This is a genomic window from Dyella ginsengisoli (assembly GCF_044904665.1).
GTDB lineage: Bacteria > Pseudomonadota > Gammaproteobacteria > Xanthomonadales > Rhodanobacteraceae > Dyella_A > Dyella_A ginsengisoli.
This window is the reverse complement of sequence record NZ_JADIKM010000002.1, coordinates 205,694-219,749: the sequence shown is the minus strand read 5'-3', so window position 1 is coordinate 219,749 and position 14,056 is coordinate 205,694. Positions and strand designations below refer to the sequence as shown.

General features: G+C 69.0%; 17 protein-coding genes. 8 read left to right on the top strand and 9 right to left on the bottom strand.

Annotated features, from left to right (window positions below; all coding sequences use genetic code 11):
• Positions 1 to 33: 33 nt before the first annotated feature.
• Positions 34 to 939, top strand: coding sequence for an SDR family oxidoreductase (locus ISP17_RS07965; protein ID WP_404631847.1), 906 nt, complete (start codon positions 34 to 36; stop codon positions 937 to 939).
• A gap of 4 nt (positions 940 to 943) precedes the next feature.
• Here ISP17_RS07965 and ISP17_RS07960 read toward each other — a convergent pair whose 3' ends face one another.
• Positions 944 to 1,654: a DUF4386 domain-containing protein gene (locus ISP17_RS07960; RefSeq protein ID WP_404631845.1), complete on the bottom strand. Its 711-nt coding sequence runs from the start codon at positions 1,652 to 1,654 to the stop codon at positions 944 to 946.
• A 33-nt stretch (positions 1,655 to 1,687) separates the two neighbouring features.
• Positions 1,688 to 2,122: a DUF6326 family protein gene (locus ISP17_RS07955; RefSeq protein ID WP_404631843.1), complete on the bottom strand. Its 435-nt coding sequence runs from the start codon at positions 2,120 to 2,122 to the stop codon at positions 1,688 to 1,690.
• Positions 2,123 to 2,342: 220 nt separating this feature from the next.
• On the opposite strand from ISP17_RS07955, the gene ISP17_RS07950 reads away from it, so the two are divergent.
• Complete coding sequence (locus ISP17_RS07950) at positions 2,343 to 2,672, top strand: hypothetical protein (RefSeq protein ID WP_404631841.1); 330 nt, start codon at positions 2,343 to 2,345, stop codon at positions 2,670 to 2,672.
• Between the two features lie 37 nt (positions 2,673 to 2,709).
• On the top strand, positions 2,710 to 3,012 hold the full coding sequence (locus ISP17_RS07945) for an antitoxin Xre/MbcA/ParS toxin-binding domain-containing protein (RefSeq protein ID WP_404631839.1): 303 nt from the start codon (positions 2,710 to 2,712) through the stop codon (positions 3,010 to 3,012).
• 96 nt (positions 3,013 to 3,108) lie between these two features.
• On the opposite strand, the gene ISP17_RS07940 is transcribed toward ISP17_RS07945, so the two are convergent.
• Positions 3,109 to 3,951 carry an oxidoreductase gene (locus ISP17_RS07940; protein ID WP_404631837.1) on the bottom strand — a complete coding sequence of 281 codons (843 nt, stop codon included), beginning with the start codon at positions 3,949 to 3,951 and terminating at the stop codon, positions 3,109 to 3,111.
• A 113-nt stretch (positions 3,952 to 4,064) separates the two neighbouring features.
• On the opposite strand from ISP17_RS07940, the gene ISP17_RS07935 reads away from it, so the two are divergent.
• Complete coding sequence (locus tag ISP17_RS07935) at positions 4,065 to 4,961, top strand: LysR family transcriptional regulator (RefSeq protein WP_404631835.1); 897 nt, start codon at positions 4,065 to 4,067, stop codon at positions 4,959 to 4,961.
• Between the two features lie 55 nt (positions 4,962 to 5,016).
• Here the strand turns inward: ISP17_RS07935 and ISP17_RS07930 are convergent, their stop codons facing one another.
• Positions 5,017 to 6,579, bottom strand: a complete 1,563-nt coding sequence (locus ISP17_RS07930) for an ankyrin repeat domain-containing protein (protein WP_404631833.1) — start codon at positions 6,577 to 6,579, stop codon at positions 5,017 to 5,019.
• A gap of 281 nt (positions 6,580 to 6,860) precedes the next feature.
• Here ISP17_RS07930 and ISP17_RS07925 point away from each other — a divergent pair, with 281 nt between their 5' ends.
• Positions 6,861 to 7,655, top strand: a complete 795-nt coding sequence (locus tag ISP17_RS07925) for an SDR family NAD(P)-dependent oxidoreductase (RefSeq protein ID WP_404631831.1) — start codon at positions 6,861 to 6,863, stop codon at positions 7,653 to 7,655.
• 398 nt (positions 7,656 to 8,053) lie between these two features.
• Here the strand turns inward: ISP17_RS07925 and ISP17_RS07920 are convergent, their stop codons facing one another.
• Both ISP17_RS07920 and ISP17_RS07915 read right to left on the bottom strand, forming a co-directional pair.
• Entirely contained in the window at positions 8,054 to 8,284 is a 231-nt protein-coding gene (locus ISP17_RS07920) for a hypothetical protein (protein ID WP_404631829.1), read from the bottom strand.
• Between the two features lie 305 nt (positions 8,285 to 8,589).
• Positions 8,590 to 9,504 (bottom strand): LysR family transcriptional regulator, encoded by a 915-nt coding sequence (locus ISP17_RS07915; protein WP_404631827.1) that lies wholly within the window; start codon positions 9,502 to 9,504, stop codon positions 8,590 to 8,592.
• Positions 9,505 to 9,622: 118 nt separating this feature from the next.
• On the opposite strand from ISP17_RS07915, the gene ISP17_RS07910 reads away from it, so the two are divergent.
• Complete coding sequence (locus ISP17_RS07910; protein WP_404631825.1) at positions 9,623 to 10,372, top strand: SDR family oxidoreductase; 750 nt, start codon at positions 9,623 to 9,625, stop codon at positions 10,370 to 10,372.
• 57 nt (positions 10,373 to 10,429) lie between these two features.
• Here ISP17_RS07910 and ISP17_RS07905 read toward each other — a convergent pair whose 3' ends face one another.
• On the bottom strand, positions 10,430 to 10,966 hold the full coding sequence (locus ISP17_RS07905; RefSeq protein WP_404631823.1) for a carboxymuconolactone decarboxylase family protein: 537 nt from the start codon (positions 10,964 to 10,966) through the stop codon (positions 10,430 to 10,432).
• Between the two features lie 133 nt (positions 10,967 to 11,099).
• Here ISP17_RS07905 and ISP17_RS07900 point away from each other — a divergent pair, with 133 nt between their 5' ends.
• Together ISP17_RS07900 and ISP17_RS07895 are read left to right on the top strand one after the other, a co-directional pair.
• The gene (locus ISP17_RS07900) at positions 11,100 to 12,032 is read left to right on the top strand and encodes an AraC family transcriptional regulator (protein ID WP_404631821.1); all 933 of its coding nucleotides are present in this window, start codon (positions 11,100 to 11,102) and stop codon (positions 12,030 to 12,032) included.
• Positions 12,033 to 12,102: 70 nt separating this feature from the next.
• A complete protein-coding gene (locus ISP17_RS07895) occupies positions 12,103 to 12,567 on the top strand; it encodes a nuclear transport factor 2 family protein (RefSeq protein WP_404631819.1) in 465 nt (154 codons plus the stop codon).
• 189 nt (positions 12,568 to 12,756) lie between these two features.
• Here ISP17_RS07895 and ISP17_RS07890 read toward each other — a convergent pair whose 3' ends face one another.
• Together ISP17_RS07890 and ISP17_RS07885 are read right to left on the bottom strand one after the other, a co-directional pair.
• Positions 12,757 to 13,281, bottom strand: coding sequence for an SRPBCC family protein (locus ISP17_RS07890; RefSeq protein WP_404631817.1), 525 nt, complete (start codon positions 13,279 to 13,281; stop codon positions 12,757 to 12,759).
• Positions 13,282 to 13,478: 197 nt separating this feature from the next.
• Positions 13,479 to 13,994 (bottom strand): OsmC family protein, encoded by a 516-nt coding sequence (locus ISP17_RS07885; protein ID WP_404631815.1) that lies wholly within the window; start codon positions 13,992 to 13,994, stop codon positions 13,479 to 13,481.
• Positions 13,995 to 14,056 lie beyond the last annotated feature (62 nt).

The window sequence follows — 14,056 nt, the reverse complement described above, 5'->3', positions numbered from 1 at the left end:
CACCCTCGAGCAGATCGCTCCCAGGAGACAGCCATGACACACGACCACCCGCCCAAACCCGACTTGCAGGATCCCACCCGGCAGTATCCCCGCCCGCCGTTCCAGCAGCAGCCACAACGGGCGCCGGGGCTGGCGCGCGAGATGGTGCCCAGGCCCGATCATGGCGAGGAGAGTTACGTCGGTACGGGGCGGCTGGCCGGTCGCAAGGCGCTGATCACCGGCGCCGATTCCGGCATCGGTCGCGCGGTCGCCATCGCGTTTGCGCGCGAGGGCGCCGCCGTCACGCTGAACTTCCTTCCGAAAGAGGAAGCCGACGCCAATGAGGTGATCGAACTCGCCCGCGACGCGGGCGTCGACGTGCATGCCATGCCCGGCGACCTCACCGACGAGGCGTTCTGCCAGCACCTGGTGGGCGAGGCGCATCGCCGGATGGACGGACTCGACCTGGTGGTGAACGTCGCCGGCAAGCAGTCCTGGCAGGAGAGCATCCGCGACATCACCACCGAGCAGTTCGACGCGACGTTCAAGACCAATGTCTACGCCATGTTCTGGATCTGCAAGGCGGCCCTGGAACACCTGCCGCCGGGTGCGTCGATCATCAATACCGCCTCGATCCAGTCCTACGATCCCTCGGCAATCCTGGCCGACTACGCGCCCACCAAGGCCGCCATCGTCGCCTTCACCAAGGCGCTGGCCAAGCAGGTCGCCAAGGACGGCATCCGCGTCAACGCTGTCGCGCCCGGTCCGATCTGGACCCCGCTGCAGCCCTCGGGCGGACAGCCGCAGGAGAAGGTGGAGAAGTTCGGCGCCAACGTGCCGCTGGGCCGCCCCGGCCAGCCGGTCGAAGTGGCGCCGGCCTACGTGTTGCTGGCGTCGCAGGCGGCGAGCTTCGTAACGGCCGAGGTCTACGGCGTTACCGGCGGCCACTCCTCGTCGTGAGGCGCTACGCCGTGGCGGCCGGCCGGGCGCCGACGACCAGCAGCCACAGACAGGTGCCGATCTCGCCCAGCGCCGCGGGTGTCGTCGCGTAGCTGGCGAAGGCGGTGTCGCTGTAGCCGGGCACGAGCAGCTGTGCGGCGAAGTCCGCCACGTAGGAGAGGCCGCCGAGCACCAGCAGGTAGCCGAGCAGCCGCGGCAGCTGGCGCCCGCGAATCACCAGCCAGCCGAACGGCAGCAGCCACAGGCCCCAGAACACCTGCGCAAGCAGCAGGCCGTTGCCGTAGGCGTCGAGCTGCAGCATCACCTGCGTCTGCACCTGCGCGGCGCTGAGCGGGTGCAGCCACGGCGCCTGGCCGAGCAGGGTGAGCACGTCCAGCTTGTGGCCCAGGGTGACGAAACCGATCGGTACGCTGGCCATGGCCAGTGCCACCATCGCCACGCTGGCGATGCGGTGCGTGGCGCCCAGCAGGCGATAAAGCGCCAGCGGCAGCAGCAGGAAGGCGAGGTAGCAGATCGCTCCGGCGACGATGCCGGCGCGGAACAGCCCTTCATGCGCGGTGATGTTCTGCACGGTGGCCACCGCATCGCCGTGGCCGCCCGTCTGCGCCGGCACGTAGCCGAGAGCGAAGATGCCGGTGAGCACATTCAGCAGGTAGATCGCGCCAGCCACGCGGGCGTGGCGCCTGGCAGTGAGGTGGCTGTTGTCGAGAAGCATGGCGGTCCTTCGGGCGGTGGGCGGCAGGCGCGGTCAGCTTTCGACGACGGGCGTGCGACGCGGCCAGCGCCACGCAGTCCACACGATGGTCAGCGAGAGCGCGATCTCGATCACGCCGAAGAACACATAGAACGACCACGCGCCGGGCATCGTCATCAGCAGGATCGCGGCGTAGGCCAGCCCGAGCAATCCGTTCGCCCAGCGGCTGACCGCCGCCGGCAAAAGCAGGGCCAGGCACACCATCAAGGCCGGCACGGCCATCATCGCCGAGGTGCCCAGCAGCACGTTCGGGGTGACCGCGCCCAGCGGCGCCATGCGGCCGGCGAGCATGCCGGCCAGCTTGCCCGGCACGTACAGGCCGAAGTAGTCGCCGTAGACGTAGCAGAACATCAGCGATGCCCACAGCGCAGAGAGCTTGAGCTTCACGTTGATCTTCGGGTCGTCCAGCGGGGTGCTTGCCTTAGCCATGCGTGCCGTGTCCTTGCAGTGCCGCGGATGCTGCTGCCGGGGCGCCAGCCTAGTGCCTGCGCCGAGCTGGCGGGATGTGGCGGAGGTCACGCGCGAAAAGGGCGGCCCGGATGCGACGGCCGCGGGATGCAGCAGCTTGGGCATATGCCGAGCAAGAACGTACAAGTGCCCGCCTGCGCCCGAGGCCTATGGTGAACCATCGCCGGGAGGGAGGTTGTCCATGGCCGTCACCTATCCGATCCACCCCGTATCGCCGCGCGCGCTGCGCGCGTTGCTGCTTGAGGTTCACGGCGACGATCCGCGCGACGAGCCGATTGCTCCGCTCGGCGAGTACGGCTACAGCACGATGCTGCGCACCATTCCCGCCGCGCTGGCGGTGCTGCGCGTGGCGGCCGGGCTGGAGCCCGAGCCGGAGTGGGTGATGGACTGGTACCGCCACACGCGCATCGCCGAACTGGGCCACCTCACCGCCGAACAGCTGGTGGCGATGGGGCGCGCGCCGGTGGTCATCGCGTTCCTGCATGCGATCCGCGACGGCGCGCGCGGCTGAGCCGTCGTCGCCCTCACCGAACGAGGTAGCGCCCGTGATGCCACAGCACCGATTCCGCTCCATCGCCGACGAACTCGCCCGCCTCACCGCCCAGCGCGAGGAGGCGATGCTCAACGCCTTCGCCGCACTGGAGCGACAGGACGCCAGCCTGGCCGTGCTGCTCACCCAGCACCTCGGCGACCGCCAGCGCGCCGCCCGCTGGATGGGCATGCATCAGCGCGCCTTGGGCGGACGCTCCGCCTACGAAGCGCTGGCCGGCGAGATCGACCGCGTGTGGGATCGCGTGCTCGGCAGCGATGACAGTGATCCGGCGTCGCCGCTGGCTGCGCGCTCGGGCTGAAGCGGGGCATCGGGTGTCGTTGGTCGTAACCGCTGCGGAAGAGAAGGCCCTGGCGGGGCAGTCACTTAGGTTGTCGCTTCCACGGCAATACCAAATTCAGTCCGTGCCATCGAATGCCGTCGCGGCGCCGACCGGTGTCCATGTGGCGAGGTCGCGCAGCAACTGCTCGGCATGTTCTCGCACTGCATCCAGCGCATCCTGGCCCAGCTGCAGGCGCAGCGGTGTGTGGTCGGCGCGCAGGGCCTGATCGACCGCCGCAGCGGCCTTCGCCGGGTCGCCGGCCTGCGTATCGTGCATGGCATGGGCGAAGGCGCGGGTGTGGCCGACGGTGTCACGGTAGGCATCCAGTTCGGGCATGTGCTGCATGGATGCGCCGGCGAGGTTGGTGCGGAACGCTCCGGGTTCGACGATGAGTACCTTGATGCCCAGCGGCGCCACTTCGGCGGCCAGCGCCTCGGACAGCCCCTCCAGTGCGAACTTGCTCGCCGAGTAGGCGCCGAACCCGGCGAACGACATCTGTCCGCCCATGCTGGAGATGTTGACGATCGCGCCAGCGCGCTGGGCCCGCAGAACGGGCAGGGCGGCACGGATCACCGCGGCGGCGCCGAAGAAGTTGGTGTCCATCTGCGCGCGAAGTGCCTGTGCGGAGGTCTCTTCCACCGCGCCGACGATGCCGTAGCCGGCGTTGTTGATCAGCACGTCGATATGGCCGAAGCGTTCCACCGCCGCCGCCACCGCGGCTTCGGCGGCACCTTCGCGGGTGACGTCGAGCGGATATGCCAGCACGCGCTCGGGCGCCGTTGCCGTCAGTGCGGCGAGTTTGTCGGTGTCGCGCGCGGTGGCGACCACGCGGTGACCATGCGCCAGTGCGTAACGGGCGAAGGCCTCGCCGAAGCCGCTGGATGCGCCAGTAATGAACCAGACCTGGGACGTTGCCATGGGGTTGCTCCTCGTGCGGCGCCGGGGCGGCGCCTTCGGTAGTCACGATGCACCCGCCGGCACTGTTTGATAATTCCGTTTTTTTCGTATGAGTTATTCGATATGGTTCAGCAATGGATCGCGATATCCTGACCCACTTGCCGGTGGTCGCCGCCGTGGCGCGCCGGCGCAGCTTTGCCGCGGCCGCGGCCGAGCTGGGCATGAGCGCGTCGGCGGTGAGCCACGCTGTGCGGCTGGTGGAAGACCGGCTGAAGGCGCCGCTGTTCGCTCGCACCACGCGCAGCGTGGCGCTCACCGAGGCCGGCGAGGATTTCTTTGCCCGCGCGCTGCCGGCACTGCAGCAATTGGCCGAGGCCACCGAGGCGACGCGCGCCCTCAAGGGCGTCGTCAGCGGCACGCTGCGCATCAACGCTCCGCGCGTGGCCTTGCCGATGGCGCTAACCGAGCTGGTCGCGACGCTGACCACGCGTCACCCGGATTTGGTCGTCGACGTGACCTGCGACGAAGCGCTCACCGACATCGTCGCGCAGGGGTACGACGCCGGCGTCCGGTTAGGTGAGATGGTGGCGGAGGACATGGTGGCGGTGCGCCTTACCCCGCCGGTGAACGCGGTCATGGTGGCATCGCCCGACTACCTCGCCGCGCGCGGCACGCCCGCGCGAGTGGCCGAGCTGCACGCGCACAACTGCATCAACTACCGCCAGGCCAGCACTGGCGGCACCTACGCGTGGGAACTGCGCGAGCGTGGCAAGGACGTGACGGTGGCGGTACGCGGTACGGCCCGCGTGTCCGATTCGCTGTTCGCGATTGAGCTGGCGCTGGCCGGCGTGGGTATCGCCTACCTGCTCGAGCCGCTGGTTGCCGACCACCTGCGCGCTGGCCGGCTGGTGCTGGTGCTGCCGAAGTCAGCGATGCCGGAGCCGGGCTTGTTCCTGTACTTTCCGCGGCGCGCGTCGGAAGCACCCAAGCTGCGCGCGCTGATCGAGGCGGCACGCGAACGGCTCGCCTGATGCCGCCGCCGCACGCACGGCCCGGCCATCCTGCCGAGCCATGCGCGTTCGGAACTCAGGCCGAGGCCTGGCGCAACTCGTCGAAGTACGCCGCGATCGCTTCCGGGAAGTGGTAACGCGCCTCGGGCAGCGGCGAGCCAGCATCGATCAATGCCCTGGCGCAGGCCAGCCAGTCGCCGCCGGGCGTGGTTTCGGCGATGGAGGCGAAGCTGAGCGTGCCGTAGACGTTGTCGTTGAAGCCGTGACGCTCGTCGTAGCGCGCGCCGTGGGCGAGCAGGAACCGGGCGAGCGGCGCGTTGCCGCGGAATACCGCCCAGTTGAGCGCGCTGCCGTCGATGTCGCCGCCGCGCGTGGCGATCGGCCAGCCGACTTCCACCATCAGCCGCACCGCGTCCTCCGCGCCAGCGGCTGCGAGTTCGGGAAGCAGGCGCAGCGCCTGTGGTGGAAGCTTCGCGAGCAATCCGGGGTCGCCCGCCAGCATCGCCTGCACGCTGGCGCGGTCGGCCCGCGCGCAGGCGCCGAGAAAGGCGTCGCCCGGTTGGTCGTCGGCTTCGGCACCGGCCTGCAGCAGCCGTTCGGCGACGTCGCTGAGGCCGAGGCAGCGCGCCAGGCGGTAGGCACTGACGCCGTGATCGTTGCTGGCCGATGGATCGGCGCCAGCGTCGAGCAGCAGGCCGATCACTTCGGGCGAGCGGCGGCGCCGGATCGCGTGCAGCAGCGGCGACCCGCTCGGTCCGCGTTCATTGGCGTCGCCGCCGTGGGCGAGCAGCAGGCGCAGCGTGTCGGGGCGCTCGTAGTCGAGCGCGCGGAACAGCGCATTGCAGCCGGTGACGCGCGCACCGGCGTCGAGCAGCAGACGCACGATCGTCGGGTCGGCGATCTCGGTGGCGTGGTAGAGCGATTCGTTGTCGTTGGGATCGGCTCCAGCCTGCAGCAAGCGCCGGCTGAGCGCGATGTCGTGATTGCGGCCGGCCGCGCCATAGAGGGCGCTCAGCGGATCGCCCGGCGCCTGCGGATCGATCCAGCGCGCGTTCGGGTCGGCGCCCGCGGCGAGCAGCAGGTCGACGCAGGCGCGGATACCCGGCGCGTACGCGGGCAGGGCGATCAATCCGGAGAACGTGGCGCAGGCCAGCGGCGGCATGCCGCTGTCGGCATGCGGGTTGTTGGCCCAGGCCCGATCGGCGGCGATGGCGGCCTGCACCGCGGCGACATCGCCGATGGCACAGGCGAGCGCAGGCTCGCCGGCCAGCAGGTCCGGGTGTTCGCGCAGCAGGCGCTCGGCCAGTGCTGGCCGGGCCGGCTGGTAGCCGTGGCCGAAGGCCCACTGCCGCCACTGGCGCTTGCGTGTGGTCGCGTCGGCAGATGCCGCCTGCAGGACCACGTAGTCCTTCAGTTGCGACCATGCATCGAGGCCGTACTCGCGCGCGATGCAGGACTGCGCGTCGTGCAGGCGCAGCTCCATCGCAGCGATCGCGGCGTGGTCGAGCTGCGCGGCGGCGGGCAGGGCGAGGCGGATGCGTTCGAGCGAATCGGGGTCGCTGCGGCGGATGCCGTCGAGCAGGGCCTTGGCCTGCTTCTTCAGGTGGTCCAGGTGCGGACGGGCGGGCAGGGTTTTCATGACAACCTCCATGCAATCAACGCCGAAGGTCCGCAACACCGGCTGCACAAAGGTTGGTGGTGGCAAGCAACTGACAAGTGGGTTGAACCCTTTCCGCGGACCCGGTGGCGGCTTGCAACGCCGGGGCAGGAGCATAGCAAAGGCCGCGGCGGCACGAGCTTGCTTGAAAGCCCCGGCAGGGCACCCACGTGATCATTTCCCCGCGGCCCCGCGCGGGCATGTCCGTTCCCTGCCGGCTGCTCGCCGCAGTGGCGTCACCCTCTCCTTGCAAGGACCTCCCCATGCACATCGATCTCTCCTCCCGCACCGCCATCGTCAGCGGCTCCACCGCCGGTATCGGCCTGGCCATCGCGCAGGGCCTGGCCGGCGCGGGCGCCCACGTCGTCGTCAACGGCCGCACGCAGGCGCGAGTGGACGAGGCCATCGCGACGATCCGCCGGGCCGTACCGCAGGCGAAGCTCACCGGCGTGGCCGCCGACCTGGGCACGGCCGAGGGTGCCGCGCAGCTGATCGCGGTGATGCCCGAAGTGGACATCCTGGTGAACAACCTGGGCATCTTCGAGCCCAAGCCGTTCTTCGACATTCCGGACGAGGACTGGCAGCGTTTCTTCGAGGTCAACGTGATGAGTGGCGTGCGGCTGTCGCGGCATTACGCGCAGGGCATGGCGCAGCGCGGCTGGGGACGCATCCAGTTCGTGTCGAGCGAATCGGGCGTGCAGATTCCGGTGGAGATGGTCCACTACGGCATGACCAAGACGGCGCAGCTGGCGGTGTCGCGCGGCCTGGCCGAAACGCTGGCGGGCACCGGCGTGACGGTGAACGCGATCCTGCCGGGTCCGACCCGCTCCGAGGGCGTCAATGAGTTCATCGCCAAGATCGCCGCCGGTCGCGGCGTGCCCGCCGAACAGGTGGAGCGGGAGTTCATCGCTACCGAGCGCCCGAGCTCGCTGATCAAGCGCCTGGCGACGGTGGAGGAGGTGGCGAGCCTGTCGGTGTATCTGGCCTCCGAGCAGGCGTCGGCGACGACGGGGGCGGCGGTGCGGGTGGATGGTGGGGTGGTGCGGTCGATCGTTTGACGGGAGCTCGGGCTTCCATTTTCAGGCAAGCAGCGACGTGCCCCGTTGTCGGACTTCCCGTGCGGTTTCAATCGGTCGACGCAACAGCTTGTTGCTAAGTTGAGCCGGTTCGGAGAAAGGCGTTTCGTCCTCCTTCGGAGGCCGAGTCACTTTTCTCTGTTTGGCCAGAGAAAAGTAACCAAAAGAGAGGCCACCCCGCTTCCGCGCCTCGCGGGCCTTTGGCCCGTGAGGTTCGCGTCCGGGCTACGGGGTTTGTCGACAGGGCTTCCTGCCCTGACGTCAAACTGGCCGGCATCCATGCCGGCCACCCTTCGGGCTTTTCCTCCGCCCGGCCGCCGCTGCAGAGGGGAGGGAAGGTCAAAGGCAGCGCGCGACGCGCGCCCAGGCTCGGCGATCGCTCACGCGATCGCCATCGCTTTTGGATTGTTGTCCTTGCCGCTGCTGTTGCTGAGGCTGTAGCCGCTGTTGTTGCCGCGACCGCTGCCGTCGCTGTTGCTGTTGCTGTTGCTGTTGCTGTGGCTGTTGCTGTTGCTGTTGCTGTTGCTGTGGCTGTTGCCGTTGCTGTTGCTGTTGCTGTTGCTGTTGCTTTTGCTGTTGCTGTGGCTGTTGCCGTTGCTCTTGCTCTCCACCTCCCTTGTGAGGCAGTGAGTCGTGGACGATCAGGCCCGCAGGGGCATCGGCAAGGATGCCGATGCCTTTTCGTCAGTGCATGGATGCACTGTCGAAAAGCCCGGCCACGGCTCACGGACTTGTCGGGCGTAGCCCGGCAAGTGCCGAGGAGGGTCGCCTTCTCTTTGGTTACTTTCTCTTGGCGACCCAAGAGAAAGTGACTCGGTCGCCGAAGGCGCACGAAAGCCTTTGCTCTTCTCAAACGGACTTTGCAAGCGATGGGATGATCCATCGGCCACCGCTGGCGGGGAGTGGCTGAGCGGCCTCAGCCGGCCACTGGCACCCCATCAATCAACCGCTTCGCCAGTCGCGGCTGACGAATCTGTTCCAGCCACCAGGCCAGCGCGCGACCCTCGTGGTCACCGCGCCAGGCGGCGTATAGCACGTTCGGCTCGCGCGGATCGGCCATCGCCTTTTCCACCAGCGCGCCGCTCTTGAGCAGGGCCGATGCGCGGTGGCGCGGCAGCCAGCCCACGCCCAGGCCGTCGCGCTGGGCGTGGATCTTTGCCTCCATGCTCGGCACGGCCAGCGTGGCCTGGCCGCCCACCACGCCGTAGCCGCGGCTCGCGCTGCGTGCCGAATCGGCCACCACGATCGAGCGGTGCGCGCCCACTACCTCCTGCGTCAGCGGCTCGGCCGCCCTGGCCAGCGGATGCCGCGGCGACATGGCGAATACCCACTCCATGCGGCCCAGTTCGAACCAGCGCAGCTGCGGGATCGCAGGTGGCTCGTTGGTGGCGCCCACGATGAGGTCGGCGCGGCCTTCGCGCAGCGCCTCCCAGGTGCCGCCGAGCACCTCGTGGGTGATGCGCAGGCTCACGCCGGATTCCAGCTTGTCGAACGCGCGGATCACCGGCAGCAGCGTGTCGAACTCCAGGATCTCGTCGGTGACGATGTGCAGCCGGTCTTCCCAGCCGCCGGCCACCTGCTTCACGCGGCGGGTGAGGCGGGCGACGTCGTGCATCAGCCGTGCGGCTTCCTGCGCCAGCAGGTGGCCGGCCGGGGTGAGCTGCAGGCGATAGCGGCGACGGTCGAACAGCAGGGCGTCGAAGCGCGCCTCCAGCTGGCGGGCGGCGTGCGACACGGTCGAGGGCGCGCGCCCCAGCCGGGTGGCAGCGCGCGAGAGGCTGCCGGTTTCGCGGATGGCCTCCAGCAGGGCCAGTTCGTCCTCGGACAACATGTGCAACCTCTTCGAACGAGTTCGTCGATGCGATCGTACGGCATGGCGCGGATGGGCGCGCAGCATGGGCTCACGTTCAAAACCCTTTCCGAACGTCAACCCATCCAAGGAGTTCGTCATGAACCGTTTTGCCAACAAATCCATCCTCGTCACCGGCGGCAGCAGCGGCATCGGCCTGGCCGCCGCGAAGGCCTTCGCTGCTGAAGGCGCCCGCGTGGTGATCACCGGCCGCGATGCCACCGCCCTCGCCAGCGCGCTCCCGCAGCTCGGCAGCCAGGCCATCGCGCTGCGCAACGACGCCGGCTCGGGGGCGCAGGCGCGCCAGCTGGCCAGCGATCTCGCCGCGCAGTCGATCCAGCTCGACAGCGTGTTCGTCAACGCCGGCAGCGCGAAGTTCGCCCCGTTCGAGGCGGTGGACGAGGCGCTGTGGGACCAGGTGTTCGACACCAACGTGAAGGGCGCCTACTTCCAGCTGCAGGCGCTGCTGCCGCTGCTCAACAGCGGCGCATCGATCGTCATCAATGGCTCGATCAATGCGCACATCGGCATGCCGAACTCCTCGGTGTACGCGGCGAGCAAGGCCGCGCTTATCACGCTGGCCAGGACGCTTTCGGCCGAGTTGTTGCCGCGCGGCGTGCGCGTCAACGTGGTGAGCCCGGGGCCGGTGTCCACGCCGCTGTACGGCAAGCTGGGCCTCGACCAGGCCACGCTGGAAGCCACCGCCGCGCAGATCCAGGCGCAGGTGCCGCTGGGCCGCTTCGGCACGCCGGAGGAGATCGCCTCCACCGTGCTGCACCTGGCGTCGCCGGAATCGGCCTTCATCGTCGGCAGCGAGATCGTGGTCGACGGCGGCATGAGCCAGCTGTAATGCAACACACCCGGACGCCTCGCGGCGTCCGGGTGTGTGGTGGGCTGCTGGCAACGCTTACGCCACCTTCGGAAAGTCCAGCGTGGTGTCGTTGATGCGGTTCACCATGTTGGTGAACAGGATGGCGCTCACCACCAGCGGGATCTCGACCAGCTGGCGGTCGCTGAAGCCGGCGGCCCTCAACGCATCCACGGCATCGGCATCCAGCGTGCCGCGCTGCTGCACCAGGTGCAGGGCGAACTTCACCAGCGCGTCGATGCGGGCATCCTCGGCGAAGGAACCGCTGCGCAGTTCGCGCGTCTGCTCTGCCGTGTAACCGGCCATCTTGCCGGTCATGGTGTGGGCGGCCACGCAGTAGTCACAGCCGGTGGCCTCGCTCACGGCGAGATTGATCGCCTCCTGCTCGCGCTTGCTGAGCGAGCTCTTGGCCAGCGTGGCGCCGGTGCCGAGCACATGGGCGAGCACTGCCGGCGCGTTGCTGCCGATGGTGGCGTAGACGTTCGGCAGCTTGCCGATGCTGCGCTTGATGGTGCCGAACAGCTCGGATGTTTCCTGATCGGCCTGGTCGTAGGCGAGGGTGTGCAAACGGGTCATGGCGGTTACTCCGATGGAAGAATGGGCCGGCGTTGCCGTGGGCATCGGCCGGTGGTGACAATGCTGGGCATCGGAGGCCCGTCGTCGTGTTCCGCGCGTCTCGATCCTGGTTTCGTTCGTCTCAAGGTGACCGATGGACAGTTTGAGTGCGCTGGTGGCGTCGATGGGGCTGCGCGGGCGGGTGGACCTGCTGTGTCGCTTCGCCGGCGCGTGGTCGGTGCCGCATCCGGAAGCGCCGGCGGGGCAGGTGCCGTACCACGTGGTGCTGGCCGGCAAGGGCGTGCTGGAAGTAGGGCGCGAGCGGCGCCCGTTCGTGGCCGGCGACCTGGTGCTGTTCCCCCGAGGCAGCGCACACACCATGCGCCACGCCGACGGCGCCACGCTGACGTTTGCCGAGGTGCGCCGTCCGCTTGGCCGCATCGTCGAGGTGGCGAGCGAGGCGCCGCACAGTGAATTCGATGTGCTCTGCGGCACGTTCGAGCTGGGCCAGCACCATGCGCTGCTGCTGCAGGCGCTGCCCGAGGTGGTGCACCTGCATACGCAGGGTCGCGACGATTACGCCGGCCTGCACGCGCTGATGCACACCATGCGCCACGAGAGCCTGCAGGCCTCGCCCGGCGGCGACGCGGTGATCGCGCACCTGTCCGCCGCGCTGTTCACCGTGGTGGTGCGCACCCTGATGGACGAGGGCGAGCTGCGCCAGGGCCTGCTCGCCCTGTTGATGGACGCCCGTGTGGCGCCCGCGCTGGCGGCGGTGATCGCCGCGCCGGCCGAGCCGTGGACGCTGGAACGGCTGGCCGATGTCAGCCGCATGTCGCGCGCCAGCTTTGCGCGGCACTTTGCCGAGCTGTCTTCGATGACGCCGATGGAGGTGGTCACCGCACTGCGCATGGATCTGGCCGCGCGCCTGCTGCGCGAGACGCCGCGCTCGATCGAGTTGATCGGCGAGGCCTGCGGCTACGTTTCGCGCGCGGCGTTCGGGCAGGCATTCAAGCGCGTGCATGGCGCCAGCCCCGCGGCGTTCCGTCGACAGGCCGGCGGGGCCGCGTCCACGACCAAGGTCTAGTCTGCGCGGGTGGCGGCGCAGTGGCGGGACGCGCACACTTTTGGGGAGTCCCGTCCCCAGGAGATCCGTCATGCAACGTCCGCCGCTGCCCCCGTTCACCGAAGACACCGCGAAGCAGAAAGTGCGCCTCGCCGAGGACGCCTGGAACGGCCGCGACCCGGCCAAGGTGGCGCTGGCCTATTCGCCCGACAGCCGCTGGCGCAATCGCGCGCAGTTCCTGCAGGGGCGCGAGGCGATCGAGGCGTTCCTCGCGCTCAAGTGGCAGCGCGAGCTGGACTATCGCCTGATCAAGGAACTGTGGGCGTTTCGCGACAACCGCATCGCCGTGCGCTTCGCCTACGAGTGGCACGACGACAGCGGCCAGTGGTACCGCAGCTACGGCAACGAGAACTGGGAGTTCGACGAGAACGGCCTGATGCGCCTGCGCATCGCCAGCATCAACGATGCGCCGATCAAGGAAGCCGATCGCAAGTACTTCTGGCCGCAGGGCCGCCGCCCCGACGATCACCCGGGGCTGAGCGAGCTGGGTTTCTGAGGCCGCACGCCCGCGCATCTCGCGTAGGAGCCCGCTCGCGGGCGATGCCTTTTTGCCCACGTACGACATCAGAACCGGAAACATCGCCCGCGAGCGGGCTCCTGTGGAAACACGCGGGAGCCAATAAAACGGCAGCCGGAATCGCTCCCGGCTGCCGTTTGCGGCATCGCCTCGCGATGCCGGGGCGACCTACTTCGTCTCGAGCATCTTCTTCAGGTTGTCCAGGCCGGACTGGTACACGCCGCTGATGGCGGTGGTGGCCGTCTTGTCATCGGCGTCGGCCGCGGGGTGGTCGCCGGTGTCCTTGCGCTTGAACGTACCGGACCAGGTGACCTTGCTGGTGTCCTTGCCCGCGGCGATGACGCGCACGGTGGAGTGGTAGTCGCTTACCGGCAGCACGCCGCCGACGATGGTGTAGCCGAAGCGGCGGTGCGCGTCGCTGAAGCTCTCCAGCTTCTCGTCCACTTCGCCGCCGTTGCCCAGCGTGAGCTTGCGCTGCGCGCCGGGGTTGTTGTTGGTGCCGGCGACGATCTCGTCTTTCGCCACGGCCGGGTGCCAGGTGTTGAGCGCGTTGAAGTCCTTCACCTTGGCCCAGACGGTGGCCGCCGGTGCGTGGATGGTGACGCTCTTGCTGACCTTGAGCGTGGGCGCGGCGGCCAGGGCCAGCCCGGGAGCCAGGACGAGTGCGGCGGCAAGCATGCGGATGCGGTTCACGGTGTTCCTCCCCTCGATGGATGGATGCCGGCACAGGCCATGTGCTTGGATCGGCCGCTCGCCGGGCTCCCGGAATCTGGCACAAGCCGGCGGGTGCGAGGTGAAATCCTCCATCAGACCTTGGTCGGATGTCGCATTCTGCGACACCGCAAGAGCCTGCGAATGGATTTGCAAGCGGACGTCTGGACGTCCAAACATCATGCTTCGATGGAGGGCGTTCGCTCGATCGAAAACGCGGGCGGGTGTGCCAGCGTCTGGTACACCACGCAGTAGCGCTCGGTGAGCCGCAGCAGGGTGTCGAGCTGTTCCTCGCTGGCGTCGGTGTCGAGCAGGAAGTGCAGGCGGATCGCAGTGAAGCCGACCGGCGCGCCCTTGTCCACGCCCAGCGTGCCGCGGAAATCGAGATCGCCCTCGGCCTGCACGCTGGCGTCGCGCAGCGCGATGCCCAGCGCGGTGGCCACCGCGTTGAGGGTGACGCCCGCGCAGGCTACCAGCGCCTCCAGCAGCATGTCGCCCGAGCACGCGGACAGGCCGTTGCCGCCGGTGGCCGGGTGCAGCCCCGCCTCGACCAGCGCACGGCCGCTGTCGACGCGACACGTCACGCCCTCGCCCAGCCGGCCTTCCGCGCGCAGCGTGATGCGTGCGGCGTCGGGCGACGTGCGGTAGCGGTCTTTCAGCGGGGCCTGCACGGCCTTCAGCTCATCGGCATTCACGTGGCGGCTCCGTGGGGCGGAAGCCGGAGCTTACGCCGGGACGTTGCCGCACGTCCCGGCGT